This window comes from Klebsiella huaxiensis (assembly GCF_003261575.2).
GTDB lineage: Bacteria > Pseudomonadota > Gammaproteobacteria > Enterobacterales > Enterobacteriaceae > Klebsiella > Klebsiella huaxiensis.
Window position 1 is genome coordinate 3,888,797 of the sequence record NZ_CP036175.1, and the last position, 19,255, is coordinate 3,908,051.

14 protein-coding genes are annotated in these 19,255 nt (G+C 54.0%); 7 read left to right on the top strand and 7 right to left on the bottom strand.

Annotated elements, in window-relative coordinates; genetic code table 11:
- Positions 1–3 precede the first annotated feature (3 nt).
- The 3 genes from lolA to lrp all read right to left on the bottom strand — a co-directional run bounded on the left by lolA (position 4) and on the right by lrp (position 5,485).
- A complete protein-coding gene (lolA, locus tag DA718_RS18675) occupies positions 4–615 on the bottom strand; it encodes an outer membrane lipoprotein periplasmic chaperone LolA (RefSeq protein WP_112214654.1) in 612 nt (203 codons plus the stop codon).
- Between the two features lie 121 nt (positions 616–736).
- Positions 737–4,855 carry a DNA translocase FtsK gene (gene ftsK, locus DA718_RS18680; RefSeq protein WP_112214655.1) on the bottom strand — a complete coding sequence of 1,373 codons (4,119 nt, stop codon included), beginning with the start codon at positions 4,853–4,855 and terminating at the stop codon, positions 737–739.
- A gap of 135 nt (positions 4,856–4,990) precedes the next feature.
- Positions 4,991–5,485, bottom strand: coding sequence for a leucine-responsive transcriptional regulator Lrp (gene lrp / locus DA718_RS18685; RefSeq protein ID WP_002439523.1), 495 nt, complete (start codon positions 5,483–5,485; stop codon positions 4,991–4,993).
- 530 nt (positions 5,486–6,015) lie between these two features.
- Here lrp and trxB point away from each other — a divergent pair.
- From trxB to DA718_RS18720, 6 genes are all read left to right on the top strand, one after another.
- Positions 6,016–6,984, top strand: coding sequence for a thioredoxin-disulfide reductase (gene trxB, locus DA718_RS18690; protein ID WP_112214656.1), 969 nt, complete (start codon positions 6,016–6,018; stop codon positions 6,982–6,984).
- 115 nt (positions 6,985–7,099) lie between these two features.
- Positions 7,100–8,866: a heme ABC transporter permease/ATP-binding protein CydD gene (cydD, locus tag DA718_RS18695; RefSeq protein WP_112214657.1), complete on the top strand. Its 1,767-nt coding sequence runs from the start codon at positions 7,100–7,102 to the stop codon at positions 8,864–8,866.
- Positions 8,867–10,588 carry a heme ABC transporter ATP-binding protein/permease CydC gene (gene cydC, locus DA718_RS18700; RefSeq protein WP_112214658.1) on the top strand — a complete coding sequence of 574 codons (1,722 nt, stop codon included), beginning with the start codon at positions 8,867–8,869 and terminating at the stop codon, positions 10,586–10,588.
- Positions 10,589–10,626: 38 nt separating this feature from the next.
- On the top strand, positions 10,627–11,331 hold the full coding sequence (gene aat, locus DA718_RS18705; RefSeq protein WP_112214659.1) for a leucyl/phenylalanyl-tRNA--protein transferase: 705 nt from the start codon (positions 10,627–10,629) through the stop codon (positions 11,329–11,331).
- Between the two features lie 278 nt (positions 11,332–11,609).
- A complete protein-coding gene (gene infA, locus DA718_RS18715) occupies positions 11,610–11,828 on the top strand; it encodes a translation initiation factor IF-1 (protein WP_002211347.1) in 219 nt (72 codons plus the stop codon).
- Between the two features lie 162 nt (positions 11,829–11,990).
- Positions 11,991–12,788, top strand: coding sequence for an ATP-grasp domain-containing protein (locus tag DA718_RS18720; RefSeq protein ID WP_112214660.1), 798 nt, complete (start codon positions 11,991–11,993; stop codon positions 12,786–12,788).
- Positions 12,789–12,882: 94 nt separating this feature from the next.
- Here the strand turns inward: DA718_RS18720 and clpA are convergent, their stop codons facing one another.
- Together clpA and clpS are read right to left on the bottom strand one after the other, a co-directional pair.
- A complete protein-coding gene (clpA, locus tag DA718_RS18725; RefSeq protein ID WP_112214661.1) occupies positions 12,883–15,162 on the bottom strand; it encodes an ATP-dependent Clp protease ATP-binding subunit ClpA in 2,280 nt (759 codons plus the stop codon).
- A gap of 31 nt (positions 15,163–15,193) precedes the next feature.
- Positions 15,194–15,511 (bottom strand): ATP-dependent Clp protease adapter ClpS, encoded by a 318-nt coding sequence (gene clpS / locus DA718_RS18730; protein ID WP_112214662.1) that lies wholly within the window; start codon positions 15,509–15,511, stop codon positions 15,194–15,196.
- 324 nt (positions 15,512–15,835) lie between these two features.
- Between clpS and cspD the strand changes: the two genes are divergently transcribed.
- Complete coding sequence (gene cspD, locus DA718_RS18735; RefSeq protein ID WP_110275216.1) at positions 15,836–16,066, top strand: cold shock-like protein CspD; 231 nt, start codon at positions 15,836–15,838, stop codon at positions 16,064–16,066.
- Between the two features lie 68 nt (positions 16,067–16,134).
- Here the strand turns inward: cspD and macB are convergent, their stop codons facing one another.
- Together macB and macA are read right to left on the bottom strand one after the other, a co-directional pair.
- Positions 16,135–18,081, bottom strand: coding sequence for a macrolide ABC transporter ATP-binding protein/permease MacB (gene macB / locus DA718_RS18740; protein WP_112214663.1), 1,947 nt, complete (start codon positions 18,079–18,081; stop codon positions 16,135–16,137).
- Positions 18,078–19,193 carry a macrolide transporter subunit MacA gene (gene macA, locus DA718_RS18745; protein ID WP_112214664.1) on the bottom strand — a complete coding sequence of 372 codons (1,116 nt, stop codon included), beginning with the start codon at positions 19,191–19,193 and terminating at the stop codon, positions 18,078–18,080. The genes macB and macA overlap by 4 nt, the downstream gene beginning before the upstream one ends.
- Between the last annotated feature and the right edge of the window lie 62 nt (positions 19,194–19,255).

Consider the following 19,255-nt stretch of genomic DNA (forward strand, 5'->3'; position numbering starts at 1 on the left):
CCTCTACTTACGTTGATCGTCCACCGTAACCCCTTGCGGCGGCGTAAAGGTGAACTTAGATGCATCGACGGCACCATTTTGTTGCGATTTCAGCTGATAGCTGCTGCGTTGATCGTCCTGTTCCACGGCGCTGAACTGATGAATCGTGCCGTCACGACCCACGTTGATGGTGAACTGCTTCAGATTACCGCTACCGCTTTTCGGGGTCAGAATAAAATCATCACCGTTCTGTTTGATGTTGTAGTTTTGCCAGTCACTGGCCTGATTGCGGGCAATCAGCATAAACGGCGTATTGCTGGTCGCATCTTTCAGCCAGGTGGCAGTAGCCTGCTCAACAAACGGGTTGTAAAACCACAGGGTTTTACCATCGGAAACCAGTACGCTTTCGTCCGGCTGAGTCATATGCCAGTTGAACAGATTGGGGCGCTTGACCCACAGGTCACCTTGTCCGTCCTGTACGGCATTACCGCTGCCATCGGTCACTTTCTGCGTAAAGCTGGAGTGGAAACTGCTCACTTTATCAAGGCGGCTTTTTAAATCGCTGGCGGCATCCGCCCATACCTGGCTTACGACAAAACCGGACAGTAATGCACAGGTGATTGCGAGTTTTTTCATTGTTGTTCCTTAATGTGCGTCACTCCCGACGCGGGAGCCTCTTCTGCTCCTAATGTAGGACCACCAACGGCGGCGTAACAGCAGAACAGGCTGATTTTCACTTATTTACCCAACTTTGCCATTACTCGAAAGGCGGCGGAGCCAGCACTTCACGGTTACCATTATGACCTTGTTCGCTAACAATACCCTGAGCTTCCATCTGTTCGATGATACGCGCTGCACGGTTATAGCCGATGCGGAACTGACGCTGCACCCCGGAAATAGAGGCTTTGCGTTTTTCCGTTACAAAGTTGACGGCCTGATCGAATAGCGGATCAAGCTCTTCGCCACCTTCGTAGCCACCGCCACTGCCTTCACTTTCGCTATCAGAGGTGATGCCATCAACATACTGTGGACGTCCACGAGCTTTCCAGTCCTGAACCACAGCATGCACTTCCTCGTCGCGAACAAAGGCGCCATGAACACGCACTGGGATCGTCGAGTTTGGCGCCGAATAGAGCATATCGCCCATACCCAGCAGTGATTCCGCTCCGCCCTGGTCAAGGATTGTGCGCGAGTCAATTTTACTCGACACGGTAAAGGCAATACGCGTCGGGATGTTCGCTTTGATAAGGCCGGTAATAACGTCAACTGAAGGACGCTGGGTCGCCAGTACCAGATGAATCCCTGCGGCACGCGCCTTCTGCGCCAGACGAGCAATCAGCTCCTCCACTTTCTTGCCGACGGTCATCATCAGGTCAGCAAATTCATCGACCAGAACCACAATATAAGGCTCTTTTTTCAGCACCGGATGGGTGGCATCCATACTATCGCCGGGTTTCCAGTACGGATCAGGAATTGGCCGTCCCATGCGTGCAGCTTCAGCAATCTTCTCGTTGTAGCCCGACAGGTTACGCACACCCAGAGCAGACATGAGCTTATAACGACGCTCCATCTCATTAACGCTCCAGCGCAGTGCGTTGGCTGCGTCTTTCATATCCGTAACGACTTCCGTCAACAGATGCGGGATCCCTTCATAAACCGACAGCTCTAGCATTTTCGGGTCGATCATGATGAATTTCACATCTTCCGGCTGCGCTTTATAGAGCATGCTGAGGATCATAGCGTTGACCCCAACCGATTTACCGGAACCGGTGGTACCGGCGACTAGCAGGTGCGGCATTTTAGCCAAATCAGCGGTAACCGGATCGCCTGCGATATCTTTACCCAGAACAACAGTCAGCGGCGAAGGATTGTCGCGGAATTTCGCACAATCCAACACTTCACGCAGGTAAACGGTCTGACGCTTTTTGTTCGGCAGTTCCAGACCCACATAAGGCTTGCCTGGAATAACTTCCACGACGCGCACAGCAGCGGTCGACAGCGAACGCGCCAAATCTCGCGACAAGTTGGAAATTCGCGCTGCTTTCACCCCAGGAGCCAGATTCAGCTCAAAGCGGGTGATAACCGGGCCTGGCGAGTAGTTCACCACATCAGCTTTGATACGGAAATCAGCCAGACGCGCTTCGACCAGCCGCGCCATTTGCTCCAGCGCGAAAGTATCGACTGGCTCAACTTCAGACGGCGGCGGCGTCAGCAGATCTAAAGACGGCAGTAGCGTAGTCGGTTTTTGTAGCGGACGGCTATCGCCATTACGCATCAACAGCGGATGAATCAGACTTTCCTGCGGCTGTGGTACTGGCTGTTGCGCCACATGACTCTGAGGCGCAGGCTGCTGCGGATAACTACCTGGAGCCGGTGTCATCTGAGGAGCCATTTGCGGATGCTGTACCGGCTGCTGTTGAACCGGCTGATAAACCTGCTGCACAGGCTGCGGCTGCATTTGTTGCTGGGGCATCTGCGGATGTGCCGCATGATGTCCGGGCTGCTGATACTGATGGGCAGGCTGTTGCACTTCCGGCATCGGTGTGAACATCGGCTCGCTCGGCGTATCATCAACTAACGCTTTCATCGGCGAAAATTCATAATCTGCCGGAGAGAACGGATGAGAACCCGGTGGTTGTTCGCTCGCATAGCGCTGCTGCTGAGTCGCAGCAAACTGACGAGCGAGTTCGGCCTCAGCGACAGAATCTTCATCATCGTCTACTTCATCTGCAACGTCAGCACCGTAGGTTTCGCTATAACGCTGGTTTTGAGAGGCGGCAAACTGACGCGCCAGTTCACCCTGCTCAAGTTCAGCAACTTCTTCATCGGTTAATGGCTCATCATCGTAGTGTTGGTGCTCAGCCTGACGAGCACGTTCCTCAGCCATTCGCTGCGATGGCAGTTTAATGCCATAGGAGGCGAGCTCACGACGCGTTGGCACACGAACACGATTTGGGCGCGGCAATTTCGGACCGATACCCTCTTTTACCTGCACGCGAGGACCACCAGATACGGGGCTAAATAACGGCGCAGCGCTGGACGTCGCAGATGCGCCGGAAGCCACCACAGCGCTAGCGGCACCTGCGCCAGTTGCCTGGTGGACGCCTGCTGCCAGCGTGCTGACTACTGCGGCATCAACCGGCGATGGCGTTGGCGGCGCGATCGGTTTTGTCGCCACCGGGCTAACAGGCTCTGGAATGGGCTGATACCACGCTGCAAGCTGTTCACGTTCACGCGCGCGCTTCTCTTCAACCTCTTCAAAGTAATACATAGGCGGACGCTGCGGCTTCACTTCCTCTTGCGGGGCCTCAGGCTCCACGACAGGAGTGGGAGCGTACGGCTCAGGCTGATAAGCCGGCTGCTGCATCGGGGCCTGTTCCGGCTGATATGCCTGCTGCGGCTGGTAAGCGGGCTCAGGCTGATAAGCTGGTTGCTGCATCGGGGCCTGCTCCGGCTGATACGCCTGCTGCGGCTGGTAAGCGGGCTCAGGCTGATAAGCCGGCTGCTGCATCGGGGCCTGTTCCGGCTGATATGCCTGCTGCGGCTGGTAAGCGGGCTCAGGCTGATAAGCTGGCTGCTGCATCGGGGCCTGTTCCGGCTGATACGCCTGCTGCGGCTGGTAAGCGGGCTCAGGCTGATAAGCTGGCTGCTGCATCGGGGCCTGTTCCGGCTGATACACGTGCTGCGGCTGGTAAGCGGGTTCAGGCTGATAACCTGGCTGCTGTATTGGGGCCTGTTCCGGCTGATACGCGTGCTGTGGCTGGTAAGCAGGTTCGGATTGATACGTTGGCTGGGCCTCATGTCCTGCCACCGGCTCAGCCCACGCTTGGGGCGCACTGGTTGCCAATGCAGCGGTTGCAACCGGGTCGGCAACACTGTGGCCATTCAGCAGTGGATCGTATGGGTCAAAATCACCCGGCCGTGCCGCACTAGCGCCAGAAAATAGAACATCATCAGCATCCGCCGGACGCGCAGCGCTGGATCCAGAGAAAAGTACGTCTTCAGCTGCCACGGGTGCGCCGCTAGCGCTGTACTGAACGTCTTCTTCGGCATCATCCATACGCCTGCCGGAGAACAACGCCGCATCGGTCTTGCGCCCCATCGGGTTGGAAAACTTCTCAGCCAGGCGCTGACGGCGTGCTAAAGCGCTACGTAAAATTCGTGCACGACGCGACTCTTGCGGTTTCGCAGAATCATCGTCTTCATATTCATCTTCATCATCTTCATATTCCCCTTCATCGACCCAGGTATCGTCGCGACGGGTACGGTTGCTGGCGAAAGTTAATACCGAAAGGATCGCGCCGCCTAGCTTTTCAGCGATGCTTACCCAGGACCAGCCGGTAAACAACGTCAGACCAGCCGCCCAGATACATAGCAGCGCGATCGTCCCACCGCTGCTGTGGAGCAATGGCTTTAGCGTGGTGCTAAGAAGGCTACCAATCACGCCACCAGAGGCGAAATACCAGATATCATCAGCATTAATAGCCGCCAACCCACATGAGGTGAGGATCAGCGCTAATGCGCCAATCAAGCGTAATGATACAGCGAAATAGTCAATATATTCGTCGTTTTCCTGATGACGCCATGCAAACCAGCAGCCACCGATGATGATAATCGGAATGGTGTATGCCATTACGCCAAAAATGAAAAATAGCGTATCGGCAAGCCAGGCGCCTGGTATCCCACCTATGTTATGGATAGGCTCGTGCCATGCAGTTTGTGACCAGCTCGGATCCGAGGGATTAAAGCTGAGTAAGGCCGCCATCAACCAGATGGCAAAAAGGGAGCAAAGAATGAGTAACGCCTCAAGGAGTCGGCGCCCACTACTAAGCTTTGTAAATTTGACTTCTTTGTCTTCAGTGTATTCCTGGCTCAAGAAAGGCTCTCCAGGTATCAGGCTGTTTCCTGCCTGCAGCTAAAACGGACAACAGTGCCGGGTCTCCCCGGCACTGTTGCTGTATGGATTAACAGGAGTGTAATCAAACTACGTCGATTTTGCACCTGTTCCGTGTTAGCGCGTCTTGATTACCAGACGATTACTTTGCTTGACTTCTTCCATTACCACGTAGGTACGGGTGTCATTTACGCCCGGTAGGCGCAGCAAGGTCTCGCCCAGTAACTTACGATACGCTGACATATCCGGCACGCGGGTTTTCAACAGATAGTCGAAATCTCCGGATACCAGATGACACTCTTGAATTTCTTCAAGTTTTTGCACAGCGGAGTTAAATTGCTCAAACACATCCGGCGCGCCACGATTCAGAGTAATCTCAACAAATACCAGAAGTGATGCATCCAGATAATGCGGGTTGAGCAGCGCTGTATAGCCCTGAATAAAACCCTGTCTTTCCAGTCGACGCACACGCTCAAGGCAAGGCGTCGGAGAAAGTCCCACCCGTTTAGAAAGCTCGACGTTGGAAATACGCCCGTCTTTTTGCAATTCATTCAAAATATTACGATCGATGCGGTCGAGATCTTTGCCTGGGCGCTTCTTGCTATCTACCATTATTATTGTCTCTCTGTATTCCTTCCCTACTCCTGTTCTGACCCTGGCCTTCACTGCCAGAGTCCATCCTGTTATTACCCGTACGGCATTGGGTAACCCAGGGGTACGTGAGAAGTCCGTTGCCTGAAGGCAGCCACCGACATCACGCATGGCGTCTGTCCACACCATGCGTAGATTTCGCTGACCCGGATAAAAATGGCATTTGCGTGCATGAAAATTCGCCACACGCGAAACACTGCTTTTCTTCTTCCATGAATGTTTTCGCAAAAGCACAGGGGATTGTCAAAGCAAAACATCGATTTTTAGTACAAGATGCCAGATATTCATTATCCTCCCCCGTTGATTCTCATGTTTTCCTCTTATAATTGTCCCGCTGACAGTAGAATTAGTTATATTCTTCGTTCGTTAAATCGCCAATTCATCGGCAGCTTCTATTGCACATATCGTTAACAAAACCGCTGCGCTCTTTTTTTACGACAACAAATTCCCTACAATCCAGCACATGTATGCCAATAAATTATGGGGTTCTCATGGGCACGGCCAAACACAGTAAACTGCTTATTCTTGGTTCTGGACCTGCGGGATATACCGCTGCGGTCTACGCAGCGCGCGCAAATCTTCAGCCGGTACTGATTACCGGGATGGAAAAAGGCGGTCAGCTGACCACCACGACAGAAGTGGAAAACTGGCCAGGCGATCCAAGCGATCTGACCGGACCTCTGCTGATGGAGCGCATGCACGAACACGCCACCAAGTTTGAGACCGAAATTATTTTCGATCATATCAACAGCGTCGATCTGCAAAACCGTCCATTCCGCCTGGTGGGTGACAGCGGCGAATATACCTGCGATGCGCTGATTATCGCTACCGGTGCGTCTGCGCGCTATCTGGGACTGCCATCCGAAGAAGCCTTTAAAGGCCGCGGCGTTTCCGCCTGCGCCACCTGCGACGGCTTCTTCTATCGCAACCAGAAAGTTGCCGTTATCGGCGGCGGCAATACCGCAGTAGAAGAAGCGCTGTATCTGTCTAACATCGCTTCCGAAGTCCACCTGATCCACCGCCGTGACGGTTTCCGTGCGGAAAAAATCCTTATCAAGCGCCTGATGGATAAAGTGGAAAGTGGCAATATCGTGCTGCATACCAATCGCACGCTGGAAGAGGTCACCGGTGACCAGATGGGCGTAAGCGGCTTACGTCTGCGCGATACACAACATGCTGACAACGTTGAATCTCTGGAAGTTGCAGGGTTGTTTGTGGCTATCGGCCACAGTCCGAATACGGCAATTTTTGCCGGTCAACTGGAGCTGGAAAATGGCTACATTAAAGTCCAGTCCGGTATCCACGGCAACGCAACCCAGACCAGCATTCCGGGCGTTTTCGCCGCAGGCGACGTAATGGACCATATCTACCGTCAGGCAATTACTTCTGCGGGAACAGGTTGTATGGCGGCGCTGGACGCAGAGCGTTATCTCGATGGTTTAGCCGACGCCTGCAAATAATCTTTACAAGTCAGTAACAAAGGTAAAGAAGGCGACGAAAAGTCGCCTTTATTTTTGCCTCGTTGTAACATTGCCGTGCCCAAAAATACTCATAACTACACCTGCTAAGCGCGCAATGAATAAAACCCGTCAACAAGAATTAACCCGTTGGTTAAAAGATCAAAGCATTATCTCCCGTCGCTGGTTGATGATTTCCCGTGCACTCGGTGTCATTAGCGGTCTGCTGATCGTTGCCCAGGCCTGGTTCCTCGCGCGGATACTCCATCGTATGATCATGGAAAATATCCCCGCTACAGCGTTGTTGCTGCCCTTTACGTTGCTAGCGCTGACCATCGTGCTTCGCGCCTGGGTGGTGTGGCTGCGCGAACGAGTCGGCTTTCAAACGGGGCAACACATCCGCGTTGAGATCCGCCGCCTGGTTCTGGATCGTCTGCAGCAAGCAGGCCCGGCATGGATTCAGGGCAAACCCGCGGGAAGTTGGGCCACGCTGATTCTTGAACAAATTGACGATATGCATGACTACTACGCGCGTTATTTGCCACAGATGACGCTTGCAGCCTGCGTGCCGTTATTAATTGTCATCACCATTTTCCCGATTAACTGGGCTGCGGCGCTCATTCTGCTGGGTACCGCGCCGCTTATTCCGCTGTTTATGGCGCTGGTGGGAATGGGGGCGGCTGATGCCAATCGGCGTAACTTCCTTGCTCTGGCGCGATTAAGCGGCCATTTCCTCGACCGCCTGCGAGGGATGGAAACGTTGCGAATTTTCCATCGCGGCGAAGCAGAAACGGACAACATTCGTGAGGCCTCCCAGGATTTCCGCCAAAGGACGATGGAAGTGCTGCGTCTGGCCTTTCTCTCTTCCGGCGTACTGGAGTTTTTCACCTCGCTCTCTATCGCTCTCGTCGCTGTCTACTTTGGTTTCTCCTACCTTGGGGAGCTCAATTTTGGCCATTACGGTGTCGGCGTGACCTTAATGTCCGGCTTTCTGGCGTTAATTTTGGCCCCAGAGTTTTTCCAGCCGCTGCGCGATTTAGGCACTTTCTATCACGCAAAAGCACAGGCCATTGGTGCTGCGGATAGCCTGAAAACCTTTATGGAAGCGCCGCTGGCGCAGGCCGAGCGTGGTGAAAAAATATTGAGCGACAATGAAATGGTGAGCCTTGAAGCGCGCGACCTGGTGATTAAATCGCCTGAAGGTAAAGTGCTGGCCGGGCCGCTGAACTTTTCATTGCGCGCAGGTGAGCGCGTGGTCCTGGTTGGTCAAAGCGGCTCCGGCAAAAGTTCTCTTCTCAATACCTTGACTGGTTTTCTTCCCTATGAGGGGTCTCTCAAAGTCAATGGCGTTGAGCTACACACCCTGGACGCCGACCGCTGGCGGCGCCTTCTGAGCTGGGTTGGACAAAACCCACAGTTACCTGCGGCAACGCTGCGCGAAAACGTTCTGTTGGCATGGCCCGAAGCCACAGAGGCCCAGCTTCAACTGGCGCTGGATAAGGCCTGGGTCAGCGAATTTGTCTCTCTCCTGCCCCAGGGTATTAATACTTCTGTCGGCGATCAGGCCGGTCGTTTGTCTGTTGGACAGGCCCAGCGTGTCGCCGTTGCGCGCGCGCTGCTGGTACCTTGCCGTATGCTGCTGCTGGATGAACCCGCCGCCAGCCTTGATGCGCATAGCGAACAGCGAGTGATGCAGGCACTCACCAATGCCTCAACCCAGCAAACCACGTTGATGGTGACCCACCAACTGGAAGGCCTGGCAAATTGGGACGCCATCTGGGTTATGCAGGATGGCCAAATTGTCGAGCAGGGCCGTTATTCACAGTTGGCAACCGCAGGTGGCCCTTTTGCTACCCTGCTCGCACACCGTCAGGAGGAGATTTAAATGCGCGCATTATTGCCTTACCTGGCGCTCTACAAACGGCACAAATGGCTGCTAATGCTAGGCGTCGTACTGGCGATCGTTACGCTGCTGGCCAGCATTGGTTTGCTGACGCTCTCGGGCTGGTTCCTGTCGGCATCCGCCGTTGTCGGCGTGGCAGGCATCTACAGTTTTAACTATATGCTGCCTGCCGCTGGTGTACGCGGCGCGGCTATTATTCGTACAGCAGGACGCTACTTCGAGCGTCTGGTCAGCCACGACGCCACCTTTCGTGTTCTCCAGCATCTGCGCGTATTTACCTTCAGTAAGCTTCTGCCGCTCTCCCCCGCCGGACTGGCTCGTTTTCGTCAGGGTGAACTGCTCAACCGGGTCGTTGCCGATGTCGATACTCTGGACCATCTCTATTTGCGTGTGATATCGCCGCTGGTGGGTGCGCTGGTGGTGATCCTGGTGGTAACTGCGGGTCTGAGCGTACTGGATGTGCCGCTGGCCCTGACCCTCGGCGGCATTATGCTTCTCACCCTACTGGTACTGCCACCGCTGTTCTATCGCGCCGGTAAACCCGCTGGTGAAAGTATGACCCAGCTTCGTGGCCAGTATCGACAGCAGCTCACTGCATGGCTTCAGGGCCAGGCTGAACTTATGCTGTTCAATGCCAGCGATCGCTACCGGGAGCAGATGGAGAAAACCGAAGTCCGCTGGCAGGATGCACAGCGTCGTCAGGCAGAACTTACCGCACTCTCCCAGGCATTAATGCTGCTGATTGGCGGTATTGCGATCATCGCTATGCTATGGCTCGCCTCGGCGGGCGTCGGCGGTAATACTCAGCCTGGCGCACTAATTGCCTTATTTGTCTTCTGTGCGCTGGCGGCATTCGAAGCGTTAGCGCCAGTAACCGGTGCATTTCAGCATATGGGGCAGGTTATCGCCTCGGCAAAACGCATCACGCAAATTACTGAGCAAGAGCCGGAAGTGACCTTTACGCAAGGTGAAGGTCAGAAGCTGGAGCAGGTCGCGTTAACCTTAAATCAAGTCACCTTCAGCTATCCACAGCAACCCTCCCCTGCGCTGGATAATGTTTCACTGCAGGTCAAGGCCGGGGAACATATCGCCATTCTGGGCCGCACCGGCTGCGGTAAATCGACTCTATTACAACTACTGACCCGTGCCTGGGATCCGGCTCAGGGTGAAATTTTCCTCAACCATCAGCCGCTAACTCAGCTTGATGAGACAACGTTGCGCCAGGCAATGAGCGTCGTGCCGCAGCGCGTGCATCTGTTTAGCGCCACGCTGCGTGACAACCTGCTGCTGGCATCGCCGCAGTCCAGCGATGCACGGCTTGCAGAAACGCTGGAGCGCGTTGGTCTGGGGAAATTACTGGAAGACAGCGGCCTCAATAGCTGGCTGGGTGAAGGCGGGCGTCAGCTTTCCGGCGGTGAATTGCGCAGGCTGGCTATCGCCAGGGCTCTGTTACATGATGCGCCGCTCATGCTGCTTGACGAACCAACTGAAGGCCTCGACGCGACGACAGAAAGCCAAATTCTTGATTTACTGGCAGAAGTGATGCGTGACAAAACCGTGTTGATGGTTACCCATCGACTGCGCGGATTGACGCGTTTTAATCAGATAATAGTCATGGACAACGGCAAAATTATTGAGCAAGGTAGTCACGCAGAACTGCTGGCTGAACAGGGGCGTTACTACCAGTTTAAGCAGCGCCTGTAGGCTACTATTGAATCATCGCCTGATGTGTTGAGGTAAAAATGCGGCTGGTTCAGCTCTCTCATCATTCCATCGCCTTCCCTTCGCCGGAAGGCGCACTGCGCGAACCTAATGGCTTATTAGCGCTAGGCGGCGATCTCAGCCCGGCGCGTTTGCTTATGGCCTATCAGCGCGGTATTTTTCCCTGGTTTTCGCCCGGCGATCCCATTTTATGGTGGTCGCCAGACCCTCGTGCAGTACTGTGGCCGGAGAAATTTCACCTCAGCCGCAGCATGAAGCGCTTTCACCAGCGCTCGCCGTATCGCGTCACTCTGAATCACGCTTTTGGGCAGGTGATTGAAGGCTGCGCCGACCATCGCGATGAGGGGACATGGATAACGCCCGCTATCGTTCAGGCCTATCACCAGCTTCATGAACTAGGCCATGCCCACTCTATTGAAGTATGGCAAGGAGATGAGCTGGTCGGCGGTATGTATGGCGTAGCGCAGGGCGCACTCTTTTGCGGTGAGTCGATGTTTAGCCGTGCGGAAAATGCCTCTAAAACCGCGCTGCTGGTATTTAGCCAGGCGTTTATGCAGGATGGCGGAAAATTAATTGATTGCCAGGTGCTCAATAATCATACGGCATCGTTGGGCGCGGTAGAAATTCCCCGCCGCGATTATCTGGATTATCTCTCTGTACTGCGAACTTATCGTCTTCCAGAGCGATTTTGGGTGCCTCGGATGCTATTTGCGGGCGAAGCATAAATGTTTTCAGCACATTTTTTGTTGGGATGGTATAATTGCGCGGTAGAGTAGCTTCTGCCTGTTGCCCCGCCGCCGTTTGGGAATAATAAGAGTCAGATAACGCCCATCGTTCTGTCACTCCCCTTTACGTTTGCGCCTGTCATGCGGTTTATCCGCGTGAATTCCGGGCAATACGCCAAAACTACTTCGGCGATTTGACGTAAAACTTTACTTACTTGCTGAACTTCGGCATTATCTTGCCGGTTCAAAACTACGGTAGTGATACCCCAGAGGACTAGATGGCCAAAGAAGACAATATTGAAATGCAGGGCACCGTACTTGACACGTTGCCTAACACAATGTTCCGCGTAGAACTGGAAAACGGTCACGTGGTAACTGCGCATATTTCCGGTAAAATGCGTAAAAACTACATCCGCATTCTGACGGGCGACAAAGTGACTGTTGAGCTGACCCCGTACGACCTGAGCAAAGGCCGCATTGTCTTCCGTAGTCGCTGATCGTTTTCGCCCCTAAGGCGCCAGATGCTGAAGGCCGGGATATTTCCCGGCCTTTTCATTTTTGCTATTCCCTCTTCTTCCCGGTTTTGACTGTCGTATCCTTGCGCCCATAGAATGAGTGCGGATTATGGCCGTATTGACTTAGTGAGAAAGGATGCACAAATGAGCGCTCTGCAAATTATCTACCCCAACGATATGCTTCATCCATCACAACCTGACGAAACGTTTTTAGCCGAATACACTCATGCCTGCCAAAGCAATATTCACTGTCTGTTACTCTCCTCTGAGGCCGCAGCGCTGGGAGAATACCGCTTCTCATCACACTTTCTGGCCGATACTCCGGTTTTGTGGCGGGGATGGATGCTGCGTCAGGATGAACACGAAGGATTATCACGTGCGGTAGAAAAGAAAGGCTCCCACTTGTTAACCTCAAGCCTGGAGTATCTTCGCTGCCACCATTTACCGGGATGGTATGAGAGCTGTCGGGACGTGACGCCGGAAACCATTGTGACTCACGCCGATGCTGACTTTGACGCGCTGACCTGTGAATGGCAATGGCCCGCTTATTTTGTGAAGGACTACGTTAAGTCGCTAACCACATCTCGTGGTTCAATCGCCCGAAACGCGCAAGAAATTCGCGAAATCATCGGATTGCTAAAGCAGTATCGGGGTGAAATCGAGGGAGGTATCTGTCTGCGACGTGTGGAGCAATTTGATACTACCAGCGAGAAACGTTTTTTTGTCCTCAATGGGCAAGTCCATTCGCCAGATGACGATATTCCAACGGAGGTCATTGAGATCGCCGCTCGTATTAGCAGCCCTTTTTATTCAATCGATGTTATCCACGATGAGTCCGGGGCTCTAAGACTTGTCGAGATTGGCGATGGGCAAGTATCGGATATTAAAGATTGGCCCGTTGAGCGTTTTGTGAAAATGCTCGGTGGTTATGTAGCAGGATAAAAAGTATATGTCCGTGTGCGCCAGAGCGGTAGTGGACGACGATAGCAAAAAACCGGCCCTGAGGCCGGTTTCCCGTGTTTAACACAAGAGCATGTTAATGCGCTGCTTCCGGTTTGTGCTTTTGCGCACTCTGGAACTCGTAGGTCAACGCATTTTTCTCTTTATCCAGCTCAACGGTCACCTGACCGCCGTCAACCAGTGAGCCAAACAGCAGCTCGTTGGCCAGCGGTTTCTTCAGGTTGTCCTGAATCACCCGCGCCATTGGACGTGCGCCCATGGCCCGGTCGTAGCCTTTCTCTGCCAGCCAATCGCGAGCTTCCTGGCTGACTTCCAAAGACACGCCTTTCTGATCCAGCTGAACCTGCAGCTCGACGATAAACTTATCCACCACCTGATGGATAACCGTCGTAGACAGGTGATCGAACCAGATAATGTTGTCGAGACGGTTGCGGAACTCCGGCGTAAAGATCTTCTTGATCTCATCCATAGCATCCGGGCTGTTGTCCTGATGGATAAGACCAATGGATTTACGCTCGGTTTCACGCACCCCGGCGTTGGTGGTCATCACCAGCACCACGTTGCGGAAATCCGCTTTGCGGCCGTTATTATCGGTCAGCGTACCGTTGTCCATCACCTGCAGTAGCAGGTTAAAGACGTCCGGGTGCGCTTTTTCAATTTCATCCAGCAGCAGCACCGCATGCGGGTGCTTGATAACCGCATCGGTCAGCAGTCCGCCCTGGTCGAAACCGACATATCCCGGAGGGGCACCGATTAAGCGGCTGACGGTATGACGTTCCATATATTCGGACATGTCAAAACGCAGCAGTTCAATGCCCAGCGACTTCGCCAACTGCACGGTCACCTCGGTTTTCCCAACCCCGGTCGGCCCGGCGAACAGGAAAGAACCCACGGGTTTGTGCTCATGGCCCAGCCCGGCACGCGCCATCTTAATAGCTTCAGTTAACGCCTCAATCGCCTTATCCTGACCAAAGACCAGCATTTTCAGACGATCGCTGAGGTTTTTCAGCGTATCGCGATCGCTGCGGGAAACGCTCTTCTCAGGAATGCGCGCAATGCGCGCGACCACGGATTCAATATCCGCCACGTTGACCGTTTTTTTACGCTTGCTGACCGGCATTAAGCGCGCACGCGCACCGGCTTCGTCAATCACGTCAATCGCCTTATCCGGCAGATGACGATCGTTAATATATTTCACCGCCAGCTCGACCGCCGCACGCACCGCTTTCGCGGTATAACGCACGTCGTGGTGCGCTTCATACTTCGGCTTCAGGCCGTTGATAATCTGCACCGTCTCTTCCACGGAAGGTTCGGTAATATCAATTTTCTGGAAACGACGCGCCAGCGCGCGATCTTTTTCAAAGATATTGCTGAACTCCTGATAGGTCGTCGACCCCATAACCCGAATTTTACCGCTGGAGAGCAACGGTTTAATCAGGTTAGCGGCATCGACCTGCCCACCAGAAGCGGCACCCGCACCGATGATGGTGTGGATTTCATCAATGAACAGAATGCTGCTGGTATCTTGTTCCAGCTGTTTGAGCAGCGCTTTGAAACGTTTTTCAAAATCGCCGCGGTATTTGGTGCCCGCCAGCAGTGAGCCGATATCCAGCGAGTAGATAGTGCAATCGGCCATCACTTCCGGTACGTCGCCCTGCACGATGCGCCAGGCAAGCCCTTCAGCAATGGCAGTTTTACCGACACCGGATTCCCCCACCAGCAGCGGGTTGTTTTTACGACGACGGCACAGTACCTGAATAGCGCGTTCCAGCTCTTTCTCGCGGCCGATCAGCGGGTCGATACCGCCAACGCGGGCAAGCTGATTGAGGTTGGTGGTGAAGTTTTCCATACGATCCTCCCCGCCTGCTTGCTCTTCGCTGCTGGGCTGGCTTCCGCTGTTATCGGAAGACTGGCTCGGCTCGTCTTTACGCGTACCGTGAGAGATGAAGTTCACCACATCAAGTCGGCTGACTTCATGTTTACGCAGCAGGTATGCCGCCTGGGATTCCTGTTCACTGAAAATCGCAACCAGCACATTGGCGCCAGTGACTTCGCTACGACCAGAAGACTGAACATGGAAAACGGCACGCTGCAACACGCGCTGGAAGCTTAGCGTCGGCTGAGTATCGCGCTCTTCTTCCGTTGCAGGCAGAACGGGTGTGGTCTGTTCGATGAAGGCTTCGAGTTCCTGACGCAGCGCGACCAGGTCCACGGAACACGCTTCAAGCGCTTCGCGGGCCGAAGGGTTGCTAAGCAGCGCCAGCAACAAGTGCTCGACGGTCATGAACTCATGACGGTGCTCGCGCGCTCTGGCGAAAGCCATGTTTAAACTGAGTTCCAGTTCTTGATTGAGCATAGGCACCTCCCCCAATTTTCGTTGCCTGAATTCAGGCTTTTTCTAGCGTACACAACAACGGATGCTCGTTCTCCCTCGCGTATTCGCTCACCATCGCAACTTTGGTTTCCGCGACTTCTGCGGTAAACACGCCGCAAATCGCTTTACCTTGATAGTGAACTGTAAGCATCAGTTGCGTTGCACGTTCAACATCATAAGAAAAGAATTTTTGTAACACGTCAATAACAAACTCCATTGGAGTGTAGTCATCATTGACCAATATCACTTTATACATAGATGGCGGTTTAAGCGCATCTTTAACTTCGTCCTCTACTAGCTGATCGAAGTCTAACCAGTCTCTCTTACTCATCGTCAGTGTTCATCATCGGTTGCTGTTGCCAACAGGCGGCCGCCTGTCGATGACCAGAGGCTATGCACATCACAAATCTACAATAGATCATAGATAACTATCATCTATTACTTCCATCCGCGATGTCTGTCACATTCCCCGGCAATAGCGTTAACTGCTTCAAATTTTGACGCATTTTTCACCGTCCCCCATCGTCAATTGCTTGACGCATTTCCTGATTTCTCTAAATTGTAGTGGCGAGAGTTGGCGAGCAAATGAACAACTCGTCACTCCACTACCGGTTCATTCCATCTTACTTATAAGATTTACGAAGGATGTCGAAGTATGGAAATGGGTACTGTTAAGTGGTTCAACAATGCCAAAGGGTTCGGTTTTATTTGCCCTGAGGGCGGCGGCGAAGACATTTTCGCCCATTACTCCACCATCCAGATGGATGGTTACAGAACGCTAAAAGCCGGACAAGCCGTTCGGTTTGATGTTCACCAGGGGCCAAAAGGTAATCACGCCAGCGTGATTGTCCCTGTAGAAGTAGAAGAAACGGAAACGGCCGCATAACTCTTTTGCTTCATTGTGTACATCCCGCCAGTAAAATGCCAGTCCTTCTGACTGGCATTTTTTTATCACTACTCGCGGGCCAGCGCATCAACAGGATCCAATCGCGCGGCGTTGCGCGCCGGTAACCAGCCAAACAAAATCCCGGTCAGCGTTGAACATAAAAATGCGGTTAATAACGCCAGCGGTGAGAAACCAATCTCCCAGCCAGGTAAAAACAGCTGCAGCACAAAGGCTATCAGCAATGATAGCGTCACGCCCAGCGCTCCGCCGACCAGGCAAACCAGCACCGCCTCAATCAAAAATTGTTGCAGCACATCGCTGGCTCGCGCCCCGACCGCCATACGGATGCCAATTTCTCTCGTGCGTTCAGTCACCGAGACCAGCATGATGTTCATCACGCCGATCCCGCCGACCACCAGCGCAATCACCGCCACCAGCGTCAGAAACAGCTGTAATGTATGTGTGGTCCGTTCTGCGGTTTTCAAGATGTTGTCCATATTCCAGGTGAAGACATCTTTTTTGCCGTGGCGGAGTTCCAGTAAACGCAATAACTGCTGCTCGGCAATCGAACTGTCATAACCATCCCGCAAGCGCACGGTGATTGAGTTTAGCCACGACTGCCCCATGACCCGGCCAGCCATTGTGGTATAGGGCAACCAAACGCGCAAAATTTTACTGCTGCCAAACATCGACTGCTTTTCTGCTGCAACGCCAATCACCGTCGCGGGCATATTTCCCACCAGAATGACTTCACCAACCACCTGAGCTTTATGCGGGAACAGCTGTCGACGCGCATTACTATCAAGCACCACCACCTGCGCGCGGCTATTTAGCTGCAGCTCATTGAAGGTGTTACCTTCGCTAAAGGTCATGCCGTAGACGTTAAAATATTGCGCTCCCACGCCCTCTGCGCTGGCAGCGACGTCAATATTGTTTGCCCGCAGGCGTAGGCTTTTTGATACCGCAGGCGTCGCCGAACTGACCCACGGCTGTTTCTGAATCGCCAGCAAGTCATCGTACTTCAGCGCTTGCTGATAGCGGGGATCGTCATCACCGAAATCCTTGCCGGGATAAACATCGATGGTATTCGTACCAATAGCGCGAATATCCGCCAGCACCATCTGCTTGGCCGCATCGCCCACCACCACAATCGACACAACTGACGCAATGCCGATGATGATCCCGAGCATCGTCAGCAGGGTGCGCATTTTATTCGCCGCCATCGCCCGCCAGGCCATTACCAGCGCCTCGCGAAAGCCGCTGCTGAACTGACGCCATGCCGAAGGCTCAGCCGTCGTGCGCTGGCGCAAAGCGCCGCCTTGCGTTGTGCTCACGGCGGGTGGATTGCGCACGATTTCGCCATCGTGGATTTCGATAACCCGCTCCGCCTGCGCCGCCACCTGCGGGTCATGGGTGACGATAATCACCGTATGTCCCTGCGCTTTCAGCTGGTGAAGGATCCCCATGACTTCTTCACCTGAACGACTGTCCAGGGCGCCGGTGGGTTCATCCGCCAGGATCACTTCGCCGCCGTTCATTAAGGCACGAGCAATACTCACTCGCTGCTGCTGGCCACCGGAAAGCTGCGAAGGCTGATATTCGGCCCTGTCGCCAAGCCCCAGCCGCACCAGTAGTTCATGGGCCCGGGCAAGGCGCGCTTTACGCTCCGCTCCGGCATAGACTGCCGGGACCTCCACGTTCTGTGCCGCAGTCAGATGTGATAACAGATGATAACGCTGGAAGATAAAACCAAAATGTTCCCGGCGCAGACGCGCCAGCTCATCGCCGTTAAGACGGGCGACATCCGTCCCCGCCACCTGATAAGTGCCGCTGGTGGGCTTATCCAGACAGCCCAGAATATTCATCAACGTGGATTTACCAGACCCGGATGCCCCGACGATCGCCACCATCTCTCCGGCGGCAATGCTCAACGTGATGCCTTTTAGCACATCGACGCTGCCTCCCCCGGATGGATAGCTGCGGCGGATATCACGCAGCTCCAGCAACGCCGTCATTTCGCCGCTCCAGGCGCGCCTTCGCCGATAATCACTTCATCGCCCTCTTCCAGCCCTTTAACCACCGCCACATCGGTGTCATTACGCGCACCAATGACGATTTCACGCTCTTTGGCTTCGCCGTTTCGCAGCAGACGCACGTGGTAGCGGTTATCGCCGATGGCATCACCTAGCGCACTCAGTGGAATCGTGATCACGTTTTTCACTTCAGAGAGCTGGATATGCACCTGAGCGGTCATCTCCAGGCGCAGAATACCCTGCGGGTTCGGCACTTCGAAACGGGCGTAATAGAAAATGGCGTCATTGACTTTTTCCGGGGTCGGAAGAATATCCTTCAGCGTTCCTTCATAGCGAGTTAGCGGGTCGCCCAGTACGGTAAACCAGGCCTTTTGCCCTGGCTTAAGATGAATCACATCCGCTTCGGAAACCTGCGCTTTCACCAGCATGGTGCTGAGGTCTGCGAGGGTCAAAATATTCGGTGCCTGCTGGGCGGCGATGACCGTCTGCCCTTGTAGAGTGGTGATTTGCGTCACTTCCCCGGACATGGGCGCCAGAATTTTGGTGTAGTCGAGGTTAGTTTTCGCCGTATCCAGCGTTGCCTGATTGCGCTGAATTTGCGCTTCAATCGTGCCGATTTGCGCCTCTTTTACCGCTAAATCAGTCGCCGCAGTATCCAGGTCCTGGCGTGAAACCAGCTGTCGTTGCGCCAGCTGCTGCTGGCGTCCCAGAGTGACTTCAGAGAGCTTACGTTCAGCTCGAGCCTGATTCAGTTGCGCCCGCAGCTCCATCAGCGTCGCCTCAACTTCTTTAATCTGGTTTTGCGCCTGCTCCGGGTCGATAACCCCCAGCAGTTGATCTTTTTTCACCTTGTCGCCAATCTCGACGCGCAGCGTTTGTAGCTGCCCGCTCACCTGCGCACCAACGTCCACTTTTTGTAACGCATCCAGCTTACCCGTCGCCAGTACGCTCTGCTGCAGGTCGCCTTTACGCACCACCAGCGTTTGATACTGCGGCAACGGCGCATTCAGTATTCGCCATCCCCAGACGGCGAGGGCCAGCACGACTATCGCCAGCAGCCACCAGACTTTCCTGCGCTTTCCATTTAATTTCATAAAAATTCCCGATGTTTCAACCCGCAGATCCAGACGACGATTCTATCGAAACCTGCAAACAA